The organism is Mesorhizobium sp. M1403, from assembly GCF_040317695.1.
Classification (GTDB): domain Bacteria; phylum Pseudomonadota; class Alphaproteobacteria; order Rhizobiales; family Rhizobiaceae; genus Mesorhizobium.
This window is the reverse complement of sequence record NZ_JAMYKY010000009.1, coordinates 32,462-52,587: the sequence shown is the minus strand read 5'-3', so window position 1 is coordinate 52,587 and position 20,126 is coordinate 32,462. Positions and strand designations below refer to the sequence as shown.

At 62.0% G+C, this 20,126-nt stretch carries 22 protein-coding genes; 3 read left to right on the top strand and 19 right to left on the bottom strand.

What is annotated here, in order from left to right; translation table 11 throughout:
* Positions 1-115: 115 nt before the first annotated feature.
* The gene (locus NKH01_RS16870; protein WP_352855592.1) at positions 116-1,099 is read right to left on the bottom strand and encodes an aldo/keto reductase; all 984 of its coding nucleotides are present in this window, start codon (positions 1,097-1,099) and stop codon (positions 116-118) included.
* Positions 1,100-1,109: 10 nt separating this feature from the next.
* Positions 1,110-1,265, bottom strand: coding sequence for a YjiS-like domain-containing protein (locus NKH01_RS16865; protein ID WP_352589422.1), 156 nt, complete (start codon positions 1,263-1,265; stop codon positions 1,110-1,112).
* 235 nt (positions 1,266-1,500) lie between these two features.
* On the opposite strand from NKH01_RS16865, the gene NKH01_RS16860 reads away from it, so the two are divergent.
* Complete coding sequence (locus tag NKH01_RS16860; protein WP_352589419.1) at positions 1,501-2,370, top strand: LysR family transcriptional regulator; 870 nt, start codon at positions 1,501-1,503, stop codon at positions 2,368-2,370.
* A 98-nt stretch (positions 2,371-2,468) separates the two neighbouring features.
* A complete protein-coding gene (locus NKH01_RS35305) occupies positions 2,469-2,570 on the top strand; it encodes a DUF2274 domain-containing protein (RefSeq protein ID WP_156948055.1) in 102 nt (33 codons plus the stop codon).
* Positions 2,571-2,652: 82 nt separating this feature from the next.
* Here the strand turns inward: NKH01_RS35305 and NKH01_RS16855 are convergent, their stop codons facing one another.
* The 14 genes from NKH01_RS16855 to NKH01_RS16790 all read right to left on the bottom strand — a co-directional run bounded on the left by NKH01_RS16855 (position 2,653) and on the right by NKH01_RS16790 (position 15,486).
* Positions 2,653-3,468 carry an MBL fold metallo-hydrolase gene (locus NKH01_RS16855; protein ID WP_353021274.1) on the bottom strand — a complete coding sequence of 272 codons (816 nt, stop codon included), beginning with the start codon at positions 3,466-3,468 and terminating at the stop codon, positions 2,653-2,655.
* Positions 3,469-3,653: 185 nt separating this feature from the next.
* On the bottom strand, positions 3,654-3,869 hold the full coding sequence (locus NKH01_RS16850) for a YdeI/OmpD-associated family protein (RefSeq protein WP_353021272.1): 216 nt from the start codon (positions 3,867-3,869) through the stop codon (positions 3,654-3,656).
* 46 nt (positions 3,870-3,915) lie between these two features.
* Complete coding sequence (locus NKH01_RS16845; protein ID WP_353021270.1) at positions 3,916-4,710, bottom strand: helix-turn-helix domain-containing protein; 795 nt, start codon at positions 4,708-4,710, stop codon at positions 3,916-3,918.
* A 75-nt stretch (positions 4,711-4,785) separates the two neighbouring features.
* Positions 4,786-5,130 (bottom strand): hypothetical protein, encoded by a 345-nt coding sequence (locus NKH01_RS16840; RefSeq protein ID WP_023718579.1) that lies wholly within the window; start codon positions 5,128-5,130, stop codon positions 4,786-4,788.
* 144 nt (positions 5,131-5,274) lie between these two features.
* A complete protein-coding gene (locus NKH01_RS16835; protein ID WP_352639351.1) occupies positions 5,275-6,045 on the bottom strand; it encodes a type 1 glutamine amidotransferase domain-containing protein in 771 nt (256 codons plus the stop codon).
* Positions 6,042-7,541, bottom strand: coding sequence for an aldehyde dehydrogenase family protein (locus NKH01_RS16830; protein ID WP_353021267.1), 1,500 nt, complete (start codon positions 7,539-7,541; stop codon positions 6,042-6,044). The genes NKH01_RS16835 and NKH01_RS16830 overlap by 4 nt, the downstream gene beginning before the upstream one ends.
* Positions 7,538-8,179, bottom strand: coding sequence for an NADPH-dependent F420 reductase (locus NKH01_RS16825; protein ID WP_353021264.1), 642 nt, complete (start codon positions 8,177-8,179; stop codon positions 7,538-7,540). The genes NKH01_RS16830 and NKH01_RS16825 overlap by 4 nt, the downstream gene beginning before the upstream one ends.
* 132 nt (positions 8,180-8,311) lie before the next feature.
* The gene (locus NKH01_RS16820; RefSeq protein ID WP_353021261.1) at positions 8,312-8,473 is read right to left on the bottom strand and encodes a hypothetical protein; all 162 of its coding nucleotides are present in this window, start codon (positions 8,471-8,473) and stop codon (positions 8,312-8,314) included.
* 3 nt (positions 8,474-8,476) lie between these two features.
* Positions 8,477-8,683: a hypothetical protein gene (locus NKH01_RS16815; protein WP_352589407.1), complete on the bottom strand. Its 207-nt coding sequence runs from the start codon at positions 8,681-8,683 to the stop codon at positions 8,477-8,479.
* The gene (locus tag NKH01_RS16810) at positions 8,670-9,992 is read right to left on the bottom strand and encodes an NAD(P)/FAD-dependent oxidoreductase (RefSeq protein ID WP_353021258.1); all 1,323 of its coding nucleotides are present in this window, start codon (positions 9,990-9,992) and stop codon (positions 8,670-8,672) included. The genes NKH01_RS16815 and NKH01_RS16810 overlap by 14 nt, the downstream gene beginning before the upstream one ends.
* A gap of 481 nt (positions 9,993-10,473) precedes the next feature.
* A complete protein-coding gene (locus NKH01_RS16805) occupies positions 10,474-11,928 on the bottom strand; it encodes an aldehyde dehydrogenase family protein (RefSeq protein WP_353021256.1) in 1,455 nt (484 codons plus the stop codon).
* Positions 11,925-13,199, bottom strand: coding sequence for an NAD(P)/FAD-dependent oxidoreductase (locus NKH01_RS16800; protein ID WP_353021254.1), 1,275 nt, complete (start codon positions 13,197-13,199; stop codon positions 11,925-11,927). The genes NKH01_RS16805 and NKH01_RS16800 overlap by 4 nt, the downstream gene beginning before the upstream one ends.
* Positions 13,200-13,258: 59 nt before the next feature.
* The gene (locus NKH01_RS16795) at positions 13,259-14,437 is read right to left on the bottom strand and encodes an alanine racemase (protein WP_353021252.1); all 1,179 of its coding nucleotides are present in this window, start codon (positions 14,435-14,437) and stop codon (positions 13,259-13,261) included.
* 11 nt (positions 14,438-14,448) lie between these two features.
* Entirely contained in the window at positions 14,449-15,486 is a 1,038-nt protein-coding gene (locus NKH01_RS16790) for a GNAT family N-acetyltransferase (RefSeq protein ID WP_353021250.1), read from the bottom strand.
* A 121-nt stretch (positions 15,487-15,607) separates the two neighbouring features.
* Between NKH01_RS16790 and NKH01_RS16785 the strand changes: the two genes are divergently transcribed.
* On the top strand, positions 15,608-16,546 hold the full coding sequence (locus tag NKH01_RS16785) for an ornithine cyclodeaminase family protein (protein ID WP_352483209.1): 939 nt from the start codon (positions 15,608-15,610) through the stop codon (positions 16,544-16,546).
* A gap of 278 nt (positions 16,547-16,824) precedes the next feature.
* On the opposite strand, the gene NKH01_RS16780 is transcribed toward NKH01_RS16785, so the two are convergent.
* The 3 genes from NKH01_RS16780 to NKH01_RS16770 all read right to left on the bottom strand — a co-directional run bounded on the left by NKH01_RS16780 (position 16,825) and on the right by NKH01_RS16770 (position 20,049).
* The gene (locus NKH01_RS16780) at positions 16,825-18,075 is read right to left on the bottom strand and encodes an NAD(P)/FAD-dependent oxidoreductase (RefSeq protein ID WP_502896329.1); all 1,251 of its coding nucleotides are present in this window, start codon (positions 18,073-18,075) and stop codon (positions 16,825-16,827) included.
* A gap of 112 nt (positions 18,076-18,187) precedes the next feature.
* Positions 18,188-19,066 carry an ABC transporter permease gene (locus NKH01_RS16775; protein WP_353021245.1) on the bottom strand — a complete coding sequence of 293 codons (879 nt, stop codon included), beginning with the start codon at positions 19,064-19,066 and terminating at the stop codon, positions 18,188-18,190.
* A gap of 32 nt (positions 19,067-19,098) precedes the next feature.
* Positions 19,099-20,049 carry an ABC transporter permease gene (locus NKH01_RS16770; protein ID WP_023718593.1) on the bottom strand — a complete coding sequence of 317 codons (951 nt, stop codon included), beginning with the start codon at positions 20,047-20,049 and terminating at the stop codon, positions 19,099-19,101.
* Positions 20,050-20,126: the final 77 nt, after the last annotated feature.

Genomic DNA, 20,126 nt, shown 5'->3' with positions numbered 1-20,126 from the left:
CTTTGTTCAATTGCGCCACGGAAGCTTGGCCAAGGGAAGATAAGATACCGGCGGACATCGGAGAGATCGAAGTTGGTCGGCATCATCACCAAATGCGAATTTCGGATTCGCAACACTAAGCGGTCTCGGCAATTTTCAGCACGGCGTCGATCTCGGCCATCACCGCTGCCGGCAGCGGCCCTCTTTCCAGCGCACCGAGATTGTCCGCGACCTGCTCGGGCCGCGTGAAGCCGGGAACCGGCAAGGCGATTGCCGACTTGGCGAGGATCCAGCCGAGCGCACCCTGCGCAAGCGTGCGTCCGCCCGAGGTGAGCAGGTCGCGGATTGCCGAGAGCCTTGACAGATACTGCGGGTTGGCGGCGCCATCCCTGAAAAACACCATCCAATCGGCATTCCCGCCGCGCACGTCATCGGTGGGCAGCCTCATGGCCGGCGTGTATTTGCCGGTGAGCAGTCCCATTGCCAGCGGCAGCCGGCTGAACGAGACGAGGTGCTCGCGCGCCGCAACGGCCATCAGCTCGTTCGCCGGGGTAAACACATTGAAGTCGTTCTCTACGGCGACGAAACCCTCGCGCGGCGCGTAGGCCGCAAGCCGTTCGCAGTGATCGGTGCTCCAGCCGAAGCCGCCTATCTTGCCCTCCTGGCGCAACAGGCCGAGCGTATCGAACACCTCGCCGGCGCGTTCGATCGGATATTCGTTGATGTGTAGCAGCACGACGTCGATAAAATCGCGCTGCAGGCGCTGCCGCGAATTGTCGATCGATGTCCGGATCGCCGCGGCAGAGGCATCCTCGGGAGCGATCTTGCGCGTTTCGGGATCGCCGAAATAGCCGACCTTGGTGACGATGACGGCTTCGTCCTTACCCTTCAACGCCCGCCCGAGGATTAGTTCGGCATTGCCGGCGCCATAGGCGGCAGCCGTGTCGAACACCCGCGCGCCGATGTCATAGGCCATCGCCAGCGCGGCTTGCGACCTGATATCGTCGACCTCGCCATAGATTGTCGCCGTGTCGCGCCAGCGCGCGGCACCCCCCGCTGCCCAGGTGCCGATCCCGATGCGCGGCACCGATCGGCCATCCCAAAGCTCCATCATCTCCATGCCCGTTTCCTCAATGACGCAGGCTGGCATGGCGGGCACGCTCGCGGATCTCATCGCGGGAAATGCCAGCATCCACCAGTGTGCTGTCCGGGGCCTGCCTCAAGCTCGCAAGCGTCTGGCGATAGGCAATCCAGCGGGTGAAACGGTATCGAAGTTCATACAACATGGTCGTCTCCTTTGGCGCGCAGAATGCCCGCGCGCCTGGGTTGATCGAAAGCGCAAAGCATCTGCGCGAATCGCATGCTCGATCGAAAAGATGGCGCTCGCTTCTTGGCCAGCCGAGGCGCTTATCCCTGTCCCGTCAGGCAAGATTATCCAACGCCTCCAATTCCTGCATACTTGCGCGCGATGCCCGCTTCGCGCTACAGCCACGGTCGCAAGGAGTTTTTCATTTCTGCAAAATGGATATTGGCTGGGACGATCTGAGGTTGTTTCTCGACGTTGCGCGGCTGGGTGGCTTGAGCGCAGCGACGGGAACCACGCGCCTCAGCGCAGCCACCCTTGGACGACGCGTCACCGCGCTCGAAAAGCAGATTGGCGAACCGCTGTTCGTGCGCCAGCAGACCGGCTACCGGCTGACCCCGGTCGGGGAAGAACTGCTGCGGCGCGCCGAAGACGTCGAGGCAGCAATGCAGTCGCTGACCCGCTGGCGCGAGGGAAACCTGCCCGACCGCATTGTCCGCGTCTCGGCTGGGCCATGGACCTCGGCCTTCGTTTCCGCCCATATCGGCGAGATCTGGACGGTCGATGATGGCATAAGGGTGGAACTCGTCACCACCACCGACCGGGTCGACATCGGCCGCCGCGCCGCCGACATCGGCATCCGCAGCGAGCGCCCGACCGAGCAGTGGCTGGCCGGCCGTCTGAGCGGCAAGGTCGCCCACGCCATTTATTCCGGACGCCACCTGATCAACGGCATCGCCGCCGGATTGTTCGTCGGCGTCACCGGCGAAGGGGCAAACATTGCCTCGGCGCGCTGGCTGCAAGCCCACCACGGCGACCGCATCGCCGTTCGCGGCAACAACACCCATTCGGTGCGCGAACTGGTAGCCGCCGGCGCCGGCCTTTCGATCTTTCCGTGCTTCGTCGGTGACAGTGATCCGCGGCTGGTTCGCGTCGCTCAGCCTATCCCCGAACTCGAAACCGACCAATGGATCGTCACCCATCACGAGGAACGTCACTCGCCGCCGGTACGAAAAGTCGCCGACCGGATTGTCGCCTTGATGCGGGCGCACCAGCCGCTGTTTCGTGGCGAGACGCCGTTCCGGTAAGCCTCAGGTGTCGATCGGCCGCAGTGGATCAAGAATACTTTGGTGGGCCGGACGAGATGCCGCTGCCGTTGATTTAATTGATCTTTTCGTGTGCCAAAATGAAGGTGACGCAAGAGCTTTCGGCGGCGGTGCATCGGGCGTTGGTCACTTATGCTGAAGTCCTGCGCTGGAGCCAGGCAAACACGTCTCCCGTCCCATAAAGCGCATTCCTCCGTGATAGAGCATTTCATGGCCAGGGATCGAGGTTTAGCCAAGGCACAGCGCGACGGGAAAGATGCGGTATCACTTTGAACGCGGCGGCATCGCTCGAGCCGGCTCATAGCCGTATGCTTCGCCCTTACGCGCCACGCGACCGATGCCCGGCCAGCCAAGGTGCGCGCCGGCGATCCACGTCCCCGCCTCGGCCGCGTCACTGAAAACCTTTAGGCGGGTTGCGCGCGCGGTCAGCTGATCGTCGTCATAGCCCCAACTGAACGCGGGATTGCCGAACTGCAAGGCCGGCACATGAACGATGTCCCCGAAGAATAGGAAACGGTCCTCGTCCGCGTCGAACGCGTAGCCGGTATGGCCGGCAGCATGACCGGGCAGGGCGACCGCCCTCAATCGCTCACCCACCTGGTCGCCATTCTGGACGGGCTTCAGCAGGGGCCGGAACTGCGCAAGGTGCGCGTAAGCGAAAAAGCTCTCCACAGCCGCCTCGGGAATTACGATCGCCTTCAAGTTTGGAAAGAGCGCTCGGCCGTCGGGGGTCAAAAGTCCGTGCACATGATCCTGATGGGCGTGGGTGAGCGCCAAGACCGTGATCGAAGCCGGGTCAATCCTGGCTTCCGCCATGGCCTGCTCAAGACGCCCCACTGTCGGGGCCCAGCCCCCTCCTCCGCTGTCGATAAGAACGCCGTCAACGCCTGGACCTGCAAGGGCGAAGCAATTGACAGACAGGCGAAGCGCCCCTGCCTGCGCAGCTTGCGGCAGCGGATTATCCTGCGGATCCCGCAGAAGGTCCGCCGGCATCTCGATGTAACCGTCCGAGAGCGACCAGACGCGCCACCTTCCCGACGTGCTGCCAAGCACGTTGCTGCTTTGCGATGTCACGATCATTAAGGCCACCTGCCGCAAACGAAAATGGAGGATAGGTTCGATTGTCACTATTGGCTCTCTGCACCCTCTACGCAAAGTCGTGGGGAAACCGGTGAAGATCAATCCGGAAAGCATCAGATCTCGATAAGCGACGGATTGGAAAATGATCGTTGACCGACCTGCTAGCTTCGTGGCGATGCCAGCTCTTATTGCATGCCCATGTAGATTCCTCCCTTCGTAAGCTCTTCAATCATCTGATTTATGCGCTTTCGGCGTGTTTCCGGGTGACGGGCGCGCGCGATCCAGTGCAAGTAATCATTGCGCTGATAGGGAGGCCGTTGCTTGAAAGCAGGCATCAGATTTGCGGCCTCGAGCTCTGCACGCAAACTGTCGGGCATTTTAGCCAACAGACGTTTCAGCAAATCACGTCTCCGCTATTCGAATTCTGATGATGGAATAGATCACAAGTCAGCCCTCGCGCCTGCGAGACCGCAGCCGGCCTGGCGACAGCCCTTTCAATCGGGTCACGACGCGATTCATATGGGCCTGGTGAGTGAAACCCGCATGTTGAGCAATCTCGGCCAGCGGCAGATCGCTATTTTCCAAAAGCTCGACCGCGCGATCAACGCGGCGGCGTAAAATGAATTGATGTACCGGCAATTGCGTCGCCTCGCGAAAGGCGGCGGTGAAGGCGCGTCGTGGCATTCCCGAGATTCCGGCAAGATGGTCGATCGAGACCCCCTTTTCCAGATCGCCGTCAATCGCAGCGAGGACCCGGTCGAACCGCTGCGAGGTCAGGAGCGGAGATTTCTGCCGCCGCTGGCGTGCATGCCCGAGACGGAGCAGGTTCACGAAAATCAGGCCCAGCGTCCATTCACGGACGATGGCATTGGCTGGCGGGTCGCCTTCGAGGCGTCGGCACAACTCGGCCACCAGCGAATCGCGTATCGGTCGATCGGTCAGGATCACCAGGTCCTCAAGGGTCCCGGCTGCGGATACCAGGAGCCTTGACGCCAGCGCGGAGTCAACGGTGATCATCGTCAGCTCTCGCGGCTCCTCGATCTTGAACCGCGTGGCCCGCTCGGGAAGACTGAGCAGCAGATCACCGGGGCGCGTGAAGACGCGCCGCAGCCCGCGGCCAAGATCGATCTCTGCATAGGATGAACCGCTGCGAATCACACGCAGCTGAACGACTCCGGCCGGTGCATGGCGATAGTCGCCGGCAGGAAAGAACAACCTCTTTGCACTTGCCGCGGTCACCATCGTTGTACCGGGCGTCCGGACGCAAGTTCCTCCAGGACTTCGATGATCGATCGCCGCATCCTCGATCCTTGACGCCTACACTTTTGCCCGTTTGACTGGTCCACCAGGGGCATCATTTGCCAGGGCAGTCAGGTCACCGATCCGGGGCACAAAGATGTTGTGCAGTGTCTGGGTCATAATGGTCATTTCACGCTGAATTTGCAGTTCCTGTGCGGCGGGAAACAATGTGTCCTGCAAGAAGAGTTCCAGGCCTGCCTTGTCGTCCCATATCTCGATGATGCGATAGCCATCGTCGGTGGCATGCGCGATGTGCTGGTAGATGCCGCCAGCGGGCCGTTTCTCCACGCCGATCCGATCGAGGATGCGGCTATAATCTTCGGCCGTCAGGCCGGCAATATCAAGTGTCGTCACTACGGCCATGGTTCATCCTCGCTGCTGATAGTGGTTGTTTGAAGTGGAGTTCTTGGACGGGCCCCGAATCTATTGGGCCGATGTCGTTTGGCATCGCTGTCCTGACCGCGAGTTTGACTCCCGAAGTTCACCCACAGGAGCGGCCTTTGGTCCTCAGCCACCGAGCGCCTCGATGACAAGACGGGCGGTCGCCGCTCCGGAGAAGTTCTGCTGGCCGGTGATCAAATTGCCGTCGCGCACGGCAAAATCGCGCCACAGCCCGGCCTGAATATAGTTCGCGCCGAGCGCACGCATCTCATCCTCGATCCGCCATGGCATCAGATGCGTACCGTGCGGCAGCGCGCCCATCTCCCAGACGGCATTATCGGCGAAGTCTTCCTCGACATTGGCGAAACCTGTGACAGTGCGCCCTTTGGCCAGCAGCTCGCCGGTTGAGAGGCGCGCGTAGCGCAGCAGCGCGACGCCATGACACAAGGCGGCCGCGACCTTGCCGGCCGCAAAAAAGGCGACGAACAGCCGCTGCAACTCAGTCGCGCCTTGGAAGGTGAACATCGGCGCCTGGCCGCCAGCGACGACGATCGCGTCGAACGCGTCGAACGACAGCTCTGCGATGGGCCGGGTCGTCTCCACCAGCGCCGCCAGTTTCGGCGTCGACAGGAAACCGAGCGAGATCAGATCCGTATCCGAATAGCCGGACGGATCACGCGGGTCGCTCAACGCATCCGCCTCGCATTTGCCGCCCTCAGGCGAGAAGATCGCGACTTCGTATCCGCGCTCCGTGAAGGCGAGCCAGGGATGAGTTAACTCGCTCCACCAAAACCCGACCGGCCAGCCTGTGGTGGTTGATACAGCCGGGTTTGAAAGGACCATCGCGACCCGCTTTGGATGCAGCGGGTCGAGTGGGTTGGGATCACGCACGCTCATCGCGCCATCTCGACTGGTTCGCCAAGATTCGCCCAAATCGTCTTGTATTGGGTGTAGCTTTCCCACGCCTCGCGGCCCTGCTCGCGGCCATAGCCGCTCATCTTGAAGCCTCCGAACGGCGCATTAGGATGGTACTTGTGCCAGCAGTTCAGCCAGACCGTGCCTGCCTTGATCCGGTCGGCGAGCCGCAAGGCGCGGCCGAGATCGCTGGTCTGGATGCCCGAGGCGAGCCCGTAGCTCGTGTCGTTTGCGATCCGGATCGCGTCCTCCTCGCTGTCGAATGGAATCACCGGCAGGACGGGGCCGAAAATCTCTTCGCGCGATATCCTTAGGTCGTTGGTCGCATCGGCGAAGATAGTCGGCTCGACGAAAAGGCCCTTGCCGTTGACCTGGCGGGTGCCGCCGCCCGCGGTCAGTCGCGCGGTGCGCTTGCCCTCTTCGATATAGCTCAAGACCTTGTCATACTCGCCGCGCGACGCGATCGGCCCGATCATCGTCGCAGGGTCCAGCGGATCGCCGAGCGTCGCCGACTTCGCCATGGCGCTCAGCTGCTCGACGACCTCGTCATAGCAGGCGCGTTCGACCAGCAGGCGCGATCCGGCCACGCAGACTTCGCCCTTGTTCCAGAAGATGCCCCAGAAGGCTGCCTGTATCGCGGCATCGATATCGGCATCGGCGAAAACGATATTGGGACTCTTGCCGCCGAGCTCCATGGTCAGGTGTTTCATCGTCCCGGCACCGTTGCGCATGATGCCCTGGCCAACGGCGGTCGACCCGGTGAAGGCGATCTTGTCGAGGCGGGCATCGTTGACCAGCGCGTCGCCGATGGTGCCGCCTGGGCCGGTGACGAGATTGTAGACGCCTGGCGGCACGCCTGCGTCGAGGATGACTTGCGCCAAGGCGAGGGCCGTCAGGGGCGTGTCGGTCGCAGGCTTGTGAACGACCGTGTTACCCGCCGCGAGTGCCGGCGCGATCTTTGAACAGGACAGCGCGAGGGGAAAATTGAACGGGGTGATCGCAGCGACCACGCCGAGCGGCTCACGCCGCGTCAGGATCCTGATATTTGGTTCGTAGCTGGTACGATAGGCGCCGTCCATTGCGCTCATGGCGAGCCCGCCATGAAAGCGGAACAGTCCCGAGCAGTGCGGCATGATGATATCGCGGAAATCGCGATAGGGCATACCCATGTCCATCGCCTCGCGCACCGCGAAATCCTCGGCGCGCTCGTCCAACAGATCGGCGATGCGGAACAGGACCTTCGCGCGCTCCTCATGATGCATCCGCGCCCAGGGTCCTTGCTCGAAAGCCCGCCGCGCGGCCGCGACGGCATCGCTTGTGTCGGTGACGCCAGCCTTCGCAATATTGGTGATCGCCGCCTCCGTGGTCGGATCAAAAGTCGTCGACGTCTCGCCACTGACAGCATCGCGCCATTGGCCATCGATCAGCAGACGTCCTACTGGAATCGCCTTGCGCCGCGCGGGTAGATAATCAGTCATGAACCGGTCCCGTCCTGTCGAATGAGATTGAAGGAAATTCTCGGCCCCATCCCGCGCCAATAGGCGAGTTGGACCAATAGCAGCATCATCGGCTCGATCAGGCGCGAGGCCGTGAGATCGCCGACATCGACCGGCATTGTCGGTAGATCGGCGAGAAGCCGGCAAATCGCCGCCTTGGCATCTGCGTCATTGCCGGCGACATAGCTCGTTACCGGATCGCCGTTGAGACGCGGATCATCCCTGTCAAGCAATTCGGCAAAGGTCGGAATGCACTTGACGACAAGCGCGCCCGGCGCGAGCCTCTGAACCTCCTCGCCTACCGACGTCGTAGTGCCGACCAGCATCGTGGAAAGATCAGGCGCGACTGCATTGGTATTGTCCCAGACGATCTTGCCCGACAAATCGCCAAGCGCGTCCATTGCCAACTCGAGAGCCGGCCATGGCGTCGCCAGGGCAATTACGTCGGCCCATCTCGCCACTTCGTCAGGGGCACCGAAGTCAACACGGAGGGTTGCCGCGATTGCGCGCAACTTGCCTTCGTCACGACTGAAGCTGAGGCGAATTTCGTGCCCGGCGAGGCCAAGACATTTCGCCAAGGCTTTGCCGAGCGAGCCTGGTCTGATGATCGCAACTTTCACAACTGCCTCCCGACACGCGGTCGGGCTTGCCTAGCACCATTGCAGTCGCGCTTATTTCACGAATTGCCCTTGCACGATCGGGCGCACTCGTCACATGGATCGGCGGCGGAACCGGATGTTTGGACCAGTTCATCAACCTGGTCTCGCGCGAGAATCCTCTTCCGGCGCCTTGCAGCAGACGTTGGCGGTTTCTTCCAGTTCATCGGCTCCGTCGACGGCGCTCTCCAGGTCTTGGGTTGCAATACCGAGCCATGATTTGCCAGAAGACCGCGGCATAGTTGCCAGGAAGATCATGGATCATCTCGCCCATCTTCTGATCGCCTGGCCGCACGTATCCGCGACCGTCAGCTCCTGCAGTGCAAGCTCCCTGCGATGCACCTGTGCGACCGCATCGGCCATAGCGGTCACGAAACGGTCCAGATCGCGCTTGAGCCCGTAGATATGCGGCCAGACCCAGCGCTCTTTGCTGCCGCTACGCGGCAAAATTGCATCAGAAGTCGCCAACTTCAATTTTCGATCTGTCCGTGAAGCGCGACAGGCGGAATGGAGTCGGGTCGACGCTTGCCGCGTCACCTGCGACCAGATCCGCCGCCAGATGGCCAATTCCAGGGCCGACGCCGAAGCCGTGTCCGGAACAGCCTGCGGCGACGAACACTCCACCGATGCTGTCCACCGGTGAAATCACGGGTACGGCGTCCGGTGTGGAGTCGATATATCCACCCCAGGAGGACACGACGCCGGCATCGGCAACGGTGGGGAACAGGGCTTTTACCCGCGTCATGATGGTTGCCACCATTCGCTTGTCCGGCGCAGGATCGAGGACGCGGATTCGCTCAAAGGGGGTCGGCCTGTCGAGATGCCAGCGACGGAGTGTTTCCGGGCCCTGGAAGAACGAGCGGCCTATGCCGATCTCGACGGCCTTCAGCCGTTTCATGAACATCGGCAGAAACGGGCGGACATAGCGGATCCCCTGCGGCGTGATCTCGAGGGTCGCCCTGCCGCTGACCGCGATCGTGTAGCTGCCATCGAGCCGGCGCGTCATGGCAAAGTCGGAAGTATAGACAGCCTCGCCAAAATCCGGTGCAGGAGCGGTCCGTAAGGCGGTCTGACGGACGCTGGCCTGCGGCAGCGAAACCGCATGCATGCGCAGGAAAGCAGAAGCCCAGGCGCCGGCGGCACATAGCACCGCGCTGGTGCGGATAAGGCCTTTCTCGGTGACGACGCCGCTCACTTGCCCATTGGTGATATCCAGGCCGCGTGCCGCGCAGTTCTGATGAATGGTCGCGCTATGCTTGCGCGCGCCCTCGGCGATCCGAGGGGCGGCAAGCCAGGGTTCGGCCTTGCCATCGTCTGCTGCGTGGACGCCGCCCAGCCATTTGCCGCCCGCCGCTGGAACGGCGGCAGCAGCCTCGTCGGCGGTAAGCATCCGCGTATTGACGTCGAACCGCCGCGCAACCTCGCGCCACTTGTCCCATTCGGCGAGCTGCTTTGGATCGTTCGTCGCATAGGTGAGCCCGCAACGGCGGAAGCCAAGGTCGTGCCCAATCTCTTTGGTGAGCTCTTCCCACAGGCGCATCGACAGATTGGCAAGCGGCAACTCACGTGCATCGCGGTTCTGCCGACGGCACCAGCCCCAGTTCCGGCTCGACTGTTCGCAGCCGACATACCCCTTTTCGACAAGCGCCACCGACAGGCCGCGCCGCGCCAGGAAATAGGCCGCGCTGGCGCCGACAATCCCGCCGCCGATCACCACGACGTCTGCTGACTCGGGTAGCGCCTTATCGCTACTGATTTGGTGGATAACAGGGGACATGGCGGCCTCGGCGATCAATGGAGCTAGCAGTATCGGCGATTGGTGCCGCAGAAATGCTCCGACTGGCGCCGATTTTCGGTATTTTGCGCCGAATATCGTGACACGGAACGCGCGCTTCTTTCGGAGTGTCAGTTTTCCTACTCGAACTGTCCTAGTGCTCCGTGGACGCTGCGCCTCGTGTCTTCCCATGGTCCTTGGCAGGCTCAATGGCGAAATCGTGGACTCCAGCAAGATGCCGCCAGTTGCGGCGCTGCCGCGATTGTGTTGCCCCGGCCCGGCAGCGCGACGGTAGCGACCTGTTCGCAACGGTAGGCCCGCCTGACGTGCCCGGCTACATTTTGTCCGGTCACACGGATGTGGTCCCCTTGGTAGAGCCAGACTGATCGTCAGTTCCGGTTCCTGAGCCGATACATCGCCGCGTTGAGCCTGGATTGCCCATGTTTCTCGGCATCCCGCCGTCTGCGCTGGGTGAAGATGTCGCCTAGAAATAGCCGAGGATGGATTTGACCTCGAGATACTCCAACATGCCCTCGATGCCATATTCGCGTCCGTTTCCGGACTGCTTGAAACCGCCAAACGGGGCGTGCGGATCCCAGGCCGGGTAGTTAAGATGCACCTGACCGGAGCGAATCCGCGAGGCCACGTCCCTGACGGCGTCCACATCCCCGCCCTGCACATGGGCCCCCAGACCGTAGACCGTGTCGTTGGCGATGGTGACGGCCTCCTCGACTGTGTCGTAGGGGATGATGCAGAGAACTGGCCCGAAGACCTCTTCCTGGGCAATACGCATGCTCGTCCGCACGTCGGAAAAAATGGTCGGCCTCACATAGAACCCGACGTTCAGATCGTGCGCACGACCCGGTCCTCCGGTGAGGAGCCTGGCGCCTTCCGAAATGCCGACGCCGATCATGGTTTGGATGCGATCGAATTGGGCGCGGTTGGCGATTGCACCATGAGTTGTGGCTTCCGAAAGAGGATCGCCGACGACGATCTGGGCCGCGGCCCCCTTGGCGATTTCCTCGATCTCGGAGAGCAGCACGCGTGGCACAATCATGCGCGTCGGGGCGCTGCATGACTGGCCGAGATTGCGGAAGGCGGCGACTACGCCCAGAGAAACGGCGCGATCGAGATCGGCGTCCGGCAGGATCACGTTCGGCGACTTGCCGCCGAGTTCCTGCGCGACACGCTTGACCGTTGGCGCTGCCGCCTGGGCCACAACAATGCCCGCGCGGGTGGACCCGGTAATGGAGATCATGTCGACATCCGGATGGGAGGCGAGACCCATACCCACGCCTGGACCATCACCTTGCACGAGGTTGAAAACCCCGGCAGGGAAGCCGGCTTCCTCGATTGCCTCGGCGAATAGCAGGGCGTCCAAGGGAGAAAGCTCACTCGGCTTCAGCACGATCGTGCAGCCTGCAGCGAGCGCCGGCGAAACCTTGGCGGTGATCTGGTAAAGTGGCCAGTTCCACGGCGTGATCAAGGCGCAGACACCGATCGGTTCGTGGGTGACGGCGGTTTGCCCCCGTTGCTTGACGAAGCGAAAGTCTGTCAGCACATCGCGAGCGACCTTAACATGCGTGATCGCCAGCGGCACCTGGGCGCTGCGCGCATAGCCGATCGCCGCGCCCATTTCGAGGCTCAGGCATTGAGCCAGCAGTTCGCCGCGCGCCTCGAGCAGCGCTTGCAGGCGATCGAGCAGACCCGCGCGGTCTTCTGGCGTGGTCCGACTCCAGGTGGCGAATGCCCGGCGGGCCGCTGCAACGGCCGCGTCAACGTCCTTGCCATTTCCAAGCGGAAACTGGCTCACAACCTCTTCTGTGGCGGGATTGACGACGACGCCCGTCGCGGTGCCGCTCGGCTCAACCCATTGACCGTCGATGAAGAACTTGTCCAGGTGGCCGTTGCGGACCAGGTGTTCGAGAGGCGTCATCACCCTACACGGTCCTTCATGCGGTAGTAGGCGCCGACAATCGGCAGGAACCAGGGGCGCCCGAAATAACCGGGGATCGCTGGCCAGTCGAAATCCTTCCAGGGATTGAGCTCGGGGCGCCCGTCCATGACGTCGGCCATGATGGTGCCCATCAACGTCGACATCTGGGTCCCGTGTCCGCTATAGCCCATCGAGTAATAGATGCCATCGCGCTCTCCGGCCCGCGGCAGGCGATCGCGGGTCATATCGACCATGCCGCCCCAGCAGTAGCCGATGCGGGTGCCGGCCAGTTCCGGAAAGACCTCGACCATCGCCGCCTTGAGTATCCGGCCGCTTTTTTCGTCGGATTGGGGGTTGGACACGGCAAAGCGCGCCCTCCCGCCGAACAGAAGGCGATTGTCCGGCGTGAGCCGCCAGTAGACAACGAGATTGCGCGTGTCGACGACATTGCGACGGGTCGGCATGAGGCGCTCGAGTTGCGAAGGCGACAGTGGCTCGGTCACGATCAGAAATGCGCCGACCGGGATCATGCGCCGGCGGATCCAGCCGAGCGGGCCAACCTGGGAAATGCCGCTTGCCAACAGGACCTGCCGCGCGACGATCTTGCCCGTTGGCGTCGTTACCTCATGCCCGCCTGAAACCTTGCGCATCGCAATGACGGGCGAGCGTTCATGGACCTCTGCGCCACGCCGGGCAGCGGCGGTCGCGAGGCCCCGGACGAACCGGCCGACATGCATGGCCGCGCTCTTGGGAAAGAGCAGCCCGCCATGGTAGCGGTTGGTGCCGACTTCGGTCCGCAGGTCCTCGCGCGCGATCATCCTGGTGTCGGGATCGACATTGGCAGCCAGTAGTTCCTGGCTGCGCGCCAGCATGTCGTAGTGCTCGGGCTTGGCGGCAAGCTTGAGCTTGCCGACGCGGGAGAAGCTGCAGTCGATCTTCTCTTCCTGCACCAACCGCTCGACCATATCGACGCCGGCGTCGAAAGCCTTGTAGAGCGCATTTGCGGCGGGCTTGCCGTGCTTGCCAGCCATGATTGCATAATTCTGGGCAAAGCCGTTGTTGCACATCCCGCCATTGCGGCCGGACGCGGCGTTGCCGATCGTTTCGGCCTCCAACAGGGCAACCCTGGCGCCCTTTTTGGCAAGGGCCAGCGCGGCGGAGGAGCCGGTCAGGCCGCCGCCCACAATCGCCACGTCGTAGTGGCCTTCGAGCGGTTTGGACGACCCTTCACTGAACGGCTGAGACGTATCCAGCCAGTAAGAAGTAAACTTCATTTTCTTGACCACCAGTGCTGATTGGAGTGGGGCGACATCCGAGGCATAGTTGCGCGCGCCTACCAGCCGCGCATCCGCTCCCAGCGCGCTTCAATCTTGCGGCTGGCCCCGTTGACGACGCTGTAGAAATCATGCTGGGCGGCCGTCGCACACGCATGGTTGGGCAGAATCCGGACCCGTGTCCCGAGCGGCAGCTCGGGCATGGACTTTCCAGAACCGGCACGAATGGTGAGGATACCGTGTTCCTGGCTGGCCTGGGCCACGATCACATCTTCAAGCACCCGCCCCTTTTCGTCGCAGACCACGCCGTAACCCTGGTCGATCTGCTGGTTTGCGGTTCCCCGGTCGCGCGAAAGCGCCATCCATCCAGCGTCAACCAGCACCCATCCCTTTTCCGGGTTGGAGCCGATCACCGTGGCCAATACGGAAATCGCGATGTCGTCGAGTTCGCACACCCCAACGCCGTGCTGGACCAGGTCGAAGAACATGTAGACCCCGGCGCGCAGCTCCGTGACCCCCTCAAGATTGCTGGCGAAATGCGCTGTCGGGGTCGAGCCGACGCTGACGATCGGGCAGGCATGGCCATGGGCGCGCAGGATTTCAGCGGCGCGCACCGTGGCTGAACGCTCGTTCTCGCCTGCCTTGACCAGCGCATCGGGCGTGTTCAAGCCATAGGATTCGCCTGCATGGGCGAGAACGCCGACGAGTTTGGCACTGGCCGCGACGACACTGCCGGCCACGTCGAGCAACTTCGGGTCGTCCGGCCTCAAACCACCGCGATGGTCATCGCAGTCCAGTTCGATGAAAACGGATGGGGTCATACCGGTGGCTACGCGGACGCTGGCCAGGGCATCGGCCTGCTCGACCGAATCGAGCAACAGCTTCACATCAGCGCCGGCGCGGCGACAAAGCTCCATGGCGCGCTTGGCCGAGGCCGGCGAGATGCCGACCGCGTAGGTCATGTCTCGAAAGCCATGGCCCGCGAAATACTCCGCCTCTGCGATGGTCGAGACCGTGATCGGTCCGGGTTCGCGGTGAAACGCGTATCGGGCGACATCGATGCTCTTGGCCGTCTTCATATGCGGGCGCAGCACCACGCCAAGCCTCCTGGCGCGCTCAGCCAAGCGCTGAATGTTGCGTCCGAGCCGCCCACGGTCGAGAAGCAGCGCCGGCGTGACCAAGGCGTCGATCGTCCTAGCCGTCTCGCTCACTGCCAGGTTTGCGGCCACCTTGTTCATAATCTCGTTTCCTAAGTGAACGACTGGTTTGCCAACGCATACATATGGGCTGGCCCCTCGGCGACGGGTCGTTGTCCTTTGACCATGGCGGTCGCACTGCCGGACCGCTGAAGGCCAAGGCTCTCAAGCCAGTCACCCAATCCATCCTCGGCATAGACGTCGATGCGAACGAATTGATCGTGAAGCTTCGAAAGCTGGGCCAGGATCAGAAGCCGCGCGTCTTGGTCGCTCTCGGCTGCACAAGGGCCGACCACATAGCCGCGGCCAAACCTCCTCGCGATAGCGTAGCCTGCAATCCGTCCCCTGCGCTCAATGACCAGTGCGTTGCCCACATCGGCGAGCGCAGCCACCATCGCCAGCCGGGGCATGCCCGTGGCCGATTCGTCGAAGGCCTGGATCGGCGTGAGGTCGGAGGCTGTCGCTTGACGGATGTCGTCGCCGGTACTCCGCGTCACGGGGACAGTCAGCGAGCCCTGGTGCTGAAGCACCGTGCCCCAGGCAGTGAAGCCGCGTCGCTTGTAGAGCGCCAGCCCCTCTTCGGTTGAGTTGAGCAGCACGTTGCGGCCGTGTGTCGCCTCAAGCAATCCATCAAAGAGCCGGGCGCCGTTGCCACCGCCTTGCGCGGAGCCAGTAACTATGATCATCCCGACCGTGGCATAGGAATGTCCGTAATTCCAGGACATGGCCGTGCCAATCACCTGTCCTGCCCTCTCGAGGACCAGGCCATTGCCGACCATCAGGGCAAATTCCCAATCCTCCTGGCGGTAGGGCCAGGCCATCTCCTGCGACAGCTTCAGCGCGCCCGGCAAATGGCGGGTTTCCAATTTCATCAGCTCGGTCGGGGCGCTGACGATATCTCTGTCATGCTCAACGGTCATAAGGTGCAACGCTGTCACTTGATCCAGAGTCGGATTGAAGTCGGACCTTAGAGTCGCGCCCGGCGGACAGATTTCGCTGCTGTTTTGCCCCTTCAAATCAGCGGGATTGTTCGTTTTAAGCAGTTCCTCGGCATGCCAAATCGCGCAAATCAGGCGAGGAATACCTGGCACTTTGAATCGCCGCTTCGTGGTTGCCCGCGATCGGCGTCACGTCCGCACGATCCCCAATGGCAATGGCATAGCCGCAACACTCCCCGGCGATGAAACGCTTGATGCTCAGGAGGAATTTTGGATGATCTACATCAGCGAAGAGGAGTCAGCCGCCCTCGTCACGCATGAACTTGCTTTCGAGGCGGCGCGGCAGGCTCTCGTGGCATCAGCATCGCGGCAGAATTGGGTCTTTCCTGCTGTTCTCGGGCGCACGCATGATGCGACCAATACTTTCTCAATCAAATCCGGTTCGTCGGACGACCTGACCGGAGTGAAAATCGGCTCCTTCTGGTCGGGCAACCCGGCACGTGGCCTTCCCCGCCACAACTCCACCATCGTGCTGCTCGATCAGCATACAGGTCGACTCGGCGCCGTAATCGAGGCCGGGAAGGTCAACGCCTACAGGACGGCCGCCGCCGACGCGGTCGCGGCCGATCTTCTTGCGCGCAAGCAAGCCAAGGTTCTGGCGATATTCGGCGCCGGCAACCAGGCGGGCTTCGAAGTGATGGCGCTGGCACGCGTCCGCCCAATCGAAACCGTGCTGGTCGTCGCCCGGCCTTCGTCGCGACGCGACGCTCTTGTCGATCAGATCGGCGAAAGAGGCCTGGATGCGCGCGCTGCCGTGCCCGAAGACGCCGTGCGCGCGGCCGACATCGTCGTGACTGCGACGCCCTCACGCGAACCGCTGTTCGATGCCGCTTGGGTGGGACCCGGAACCCATATCGCCAGCATGGGGTCGGATGTTCCAGGCAAGCGCGAATTGCCGAGCGAATTGTTTCCCAAGGCACGTCTGTTTTGTGATCTGCTTTCCCAGTCCGTCCAGATCGGCGAGTTCCAACACGTGCGCGACGAGATCGACGCCGGCGTGCTTGCGGTAACACCAATCGGCGACGTCATTGAAAAGCGTGCGCCCGGACGCCATTTCGACAACGAGATCACGGTTTTCGACAGTTCCGGTATTTCCCTACAGGACCTCTACATGGCCGACGCGCTGATCCGCGCAAAGGCGTCCCAACACTGATCAGCTTCGCACCGATAGGTCCCGGCCCCGACGGATTTTTCCGCCCTGCTTGAGTGCTCTCCGGCAACAACGTGTCCCGCGCGAGTCTGCAGTCGTGTCAGCGGCGGATACGCCAAGGGTTGCCCGCATGAACCACGGATCGCCCCGGATGTCGCAAAACCGATTGCGATCGGAATGGGCGCGTGTCGCAGTTCGGTGATGCTTTCTTTCCAGCCACGGTAGGGCAGCTACAATCCAGGCCGAATCCAACCTGGAGAATGTCCTGATATTTCCGGTGATCAGCGGCTGGCGCGCCAGAAGGCGATACGGTCTTGCAACCGATAGCCTTGGATAATCGCCGGCATGAACCACGGATTGCCACGATAGAGCGGGATGGCCGAAGGCGGTCGAAAGTCGAACGCCGTGCGCGACTGCTCGCCATGCCCCATCAGCTTGTGCGCCGCACGCATACCGATCCATGGCGCCCAGACCACGCCCGAACCGCAGAAGCCGGTTGCATAGACCATACCGTCCTTTTCGAAGATGCGGGGCAGCATGTCTCGGTTCATCGCCACATTGCCGAACCAGCAATGCGAAAGGCGCACGTTCTCCAACTCCGGGAAAAGGTTCACGAGGCCCTTGCGTAGGAGAAGTTTCGGCGCCGCCGGGTCGCCGACGCGAGAGCTGTCACGTCCCCCCAGCAGAATGCGTTTTCCGTCGGGCGAGGGACGATAATAGAAACCGAGTTGCCGGTTCTCGGTGATCGTCATCAGCTTCGGCATCAGTCGCGCCATGACATCGGGCGCAAGTTCCTCGGTCACGATGATCCGGCTGCGGACCGGAACCAGGCGGCGCCGAAGGAAGGGAGCGGCGCCGTCGGTATAGCCGTTGGTACAGACCAGAACCTGCCGTGCATCCACCGTCCCTGCCGAAGTCGCGACGCGGAACCCCGAACCATTCCTCTCGATCGACTTGACCACTGTATGCGAATGGACCGTCAACCCGGATGCGAGCGCCACCCGCAGGAGTTCAGCGTGGAATTTTGCGGGGTGCAGCGCGCCAATGTCCATCCGAACGGTTCCGCCGCGGTAGAAATCGGTTCCGATATAATTTCGTTGCTCAGCATGCGGAACGGCGAAGGACTCGATCCCCAGTTTCTTCGCCAGCGTCTCGGCGCCGCGCGCCATCTTCTCATACTGTTGATATCCAAAAGCGCCCTTGAACTGGCCAACCAGTCGGAAGTCGCAGTCCAGCCCTTCGGTCCTGATGAAGTCGTAGAGGAATTCGCGCGCGATCTTGCCCTCGGCCTCGATCGCCATGGCCTTCTCTTCACCGAAGCGCCGGGTGATCGTGGCATAGTCCGGCCGGATGCTTCCGCTGGTAATTCCGCCGTTGCGTGTAGAAGCACCCTCGCCCGGATTCATCGTATCAAAGGCTGCGACCGAGCGTCCTTCGCGCACCAGCACAAGCCCGGCCGAAAGCCCGGCATAACCGGCGCCGACAATTGCCACGTCAAGCTTTTTTGCGAGGGGCTTCCGCGGCAGCGGCATGACGGGCGCCGCTTCCCACCAATAGGGCGTGTGCTTCTCGATTTTGGGCTCGTGCACGTGACTGACTTCTCTTGATGTTCCAGGGATTAAGAAAGCGATCGGTCGCGGTACCTCAAATATGGTCATCTCGTACGTCCAGCGCGTCGCGCAGTCCGTCACCAATGAAATTGAAACTGGTTACCGCGATGGTGATTGCAGCTCCGGGAATGATTGCCAGCCAAGGTGCGCTGCCCAGATATTGCTGGGCGCCATTGAGCATGTTGCCCCAGCTGGGCAGTGGCGGCTGGATCCCGTAGCCGAGGAAGCTGATGTAGGCTTCCATGAGAATGGCGCGCGCGACCGTCAAGGTGGAAGCGACGATAATCGGGCCCATTGCGTTGGGCAGTATCTCGCGGAACATGATGTGCGTGCCGCTCAGCCCCAGCATTCGGCCAGCCAGGACGAACTCGCGTTCGCGTAACGAGCGGACCTCCGCTTCGACGATGCGGGCAACCTCCATCCAACTGGTGAGGGCGATAATGATGGTGATCATCACAGGACTGGGCTTCAGTGCCGCAGCCAGCGCCAGCAGCAGAAAGATCGATGGGAACGACAGGAATCCATCGACGGTGCGCATCAGCGCCGCCCCAACCCAGCCGCCGCGATAGCCTGCAATCACGCCGACCAGCGTGCCGATGAGCGTCGACAAAACCATGGCAAAGAAACCGACCAGCAGCGAGATTCGTCCTGCCATCAAAAGCCTTGCCGCCACGTCGCGGCCAAGCGGATCGGTGCCTAGAAAGTGATAACCCGTGAGCGGCGGGGCAAAGCGGGCCCGCAGATCGATGTACAGTGAGTCATAAGGCAGGAGATGGGGGCCGAGGACGCAAGCAAGGCTCAGGAAGATGATCATCGCCAACCCAAGCAGCGCCAAGCGATGTCGCATAAAACGAAGTGCCGCGCGGTTGTTTCTCCATCGGCTTGGAGCTGCATTTGCGGTGAGAGCGGTCATATCGGCTGTCTCCTGTCGGGGAAGTTGCGCGCTCAAGCCAGGCGAATGCGCGGATCGACAATAGCGACGACAATGTCGGCGATCAGGTTTCCAAGCAGAACGAGGATAGCGGAGAACATCAGCAGCCCCATCACAACCGGATAGTCGCTGTAACCAAGGCTATCGAGGAACAACCGTCCCATTCCTGGCCAGGTAAAGACAGTTTCGGTTACCAGCGCGCCGGTCAGAATGCTGGGAAGCTGCATCCCGGCCAAGGTAATCATCGGCAAAAGCGCGTTGCCAACGACATGCTTCATCAGAATCCGGCGTTCACTCAACCCCTTGGCCCGAGCCGTTTTAACGAAGTCCTGGCTAATGGCGTCGAGTGTAGCCGTCCGCATGTAGCGGCTCCAGATCGCGACATGGACCAGCGACAGTACGACACTTGGCAGGATCAGATGGTGGAGATAGCCCAGGATCGAGCTATCGCCGATCTCGGACATATTGCCCGCGGGCAGCCAGCCCAACTTCAAGGAAAAGATGTAGATGCCTACGAGGCCGAACCAGAAGGTAGGGACCGACAATGCGACCATAGCGCCAACGGTTGCGAGATAGTCGAATAGTGAGTAGCGGCGCGTGGCGCCCCGAATTCCAATCCAGGCGCCAATGGAGATCGCAATCGCGGTTGAGGACCCCATCAGCAGCAGCGTGGCAAAGAGATGGCTGCCAATGATCTCCAATACCGGCGCTCCGTCGCGGAAGGAGTGACCCCAGTCGCCCCGCACCAGCCGCCATGCCCAGTCCAAATATTGGATCCATATAGGCCGATCAAGGCCCAGCAGCCCCTTGAGGCGCTCGATATCCTGCTGGGTCATTCCGGGATCGAGTCCGAATTGTGCCAGGGGGCCGCCGGGGAGGAGGTTCAGAATGCCGAAGCCGATGATCGAGACGATCACAAGCAGCACCAGGCTCTGCGAGAGGCGATTGAGCAGGAAGCCGCGCATCCGAGTCCTCCATTGTGGGTTGATGATCTTAGTGTGTTGCCGCCGCCGCAGTGGATCGGGCGGCGGCAACTGCGTGG

What these genes read in the sequence shown, in the direction of transcription:
- NKH01_RS16780 (WP_502896329.1), bottom strand. Translation starts at nt 18,075, where the DNA reads ATGCCGCTGCCGCGGAAGCCCCTCGCAAAAAAGCTTGACGTGGCAATT.
- NKH01_RS35305 (WP_156948055.1), top strand. Translation starts at nt 2,469, where the DNA reads ATGAAGGTGACGCAAGAGCTTTCGGCGGCGGTGCATCGGGCGTTGGTC.
- NKH01_RS16840 (WP_023718579.1), bottom strand. Translation starts at nt 5,130, where the DNA reads ATGGCCGTAGTGACGACACTTGATATTGCCGGCCTGACGGCCGAAGAT.
- NKH01_RS16810 (WP_353021258.1), bottom strand. Translation starts at nt 9,992, where the DNA reads ATGTCCCCTGTTATCCACCAAATCAGTAGCGATAAGGCGCTACCCGAG.
- NKH01_RS16770 (WP_023718593.1), bottom strand. Translation starts at nt 20,049, where the DNA reads ATGCGCGGCTTCCTGCTCAATCGCCTCTCGCAGAGCCTGGTGCTGCTT.
- NKH01_RS16795 (WP_353021252.1), bottom strand. Translation starts at nt 14,437, where the DNA reads ATGAACAAGGTGGCCGCAAACCTGGCAGTGAGCGAGACGGCTAGGACG.
- NKH01_RS16830 (WP_353021267.1), bottom strand. Translation starts at nt 7,541, where the DNA reads ATGACTGATTATCTACCCGCGCGGCGCAAGGCGATTCCAGTAGGACGT.
- NKH01_RS16785 (WP_352483209.1), top strand. Translation starts at nt 15,608, where the DNA reads ATGATCTACATCAGCGAAGAGGAGTCAGCCGCCCTCGTCACGCATGAA.
- NKH01_RS16860 (WP_352589419.1), top strand. Translation starts at nt 1,501, where the DNA reads ATGGATATTGGCTGGGACGATCTGAGGTTGTTTCTCGACGTTGCGCGG.
- NKH01_RS16865 (WP_352589422.1), bottom strand. Translation starts at nt 1,265, where the DNA reads ATGTTGTATGAACTTCGATACCGTTTCACCCGCTGGATTGCCTATCGC.
- NKH01_RS16845 (WP_353021270.1), bottom strand. Translation starts at nt 4,710, where the DNA reads ATGGTGACCGCGGCAAGTGCAAAGAGGTTGTTCTTTCCTGCCGGCGAC.
- NKH01_RS16870 (WP_352855592.1), bottom strand. Translation starts at nt 1,099, where the DNA reads ATGGAGATGATGGAGCTTTGGGATGGCCGATCGGTGCCGCGCATCGGG.
- NKH01_RS16775 (WP_353021245.1), bottom strand. Translation starts at nt 19,066, where the DNA reads ATGACCGCTCTCACCGCAAATGCAGCTCCAAGCCGATGGAGAAACAAC.
- NKH01_RS16800 (WP_353021254.1), bottom strand. Translation starts at nt 13,199, where the DNA reads ATGAAGTTTACTTCTTACTGGCTGGATACGTCTCAGCCGTTCAGTGAA.
- NKH01_RS16855 (WP_353021274.1), bottom strand. Translation starts at nt 3,468, where the DNA reads ATGATCGTGACATCGCAAAGCAGCAACGTGCTTGGCAGCACGTCGGGA.
- NKH01_RS16835 (WP_352639351.1), bottom strand. Translation starts at nt 6,045, where the DNA reads ATGAGCGTGCGTGATCCCAACCCACTCGACCCGCTGCATCCAAAGCGG.
- NKH01_RS16820 (WP_353021261.1), bottom strand. Translation starts at nt 8,473, where the DNA reads ATGATCTTCCTGGCAACTATGCCGCGGTCTTCTGGCAAATCATGGCTC.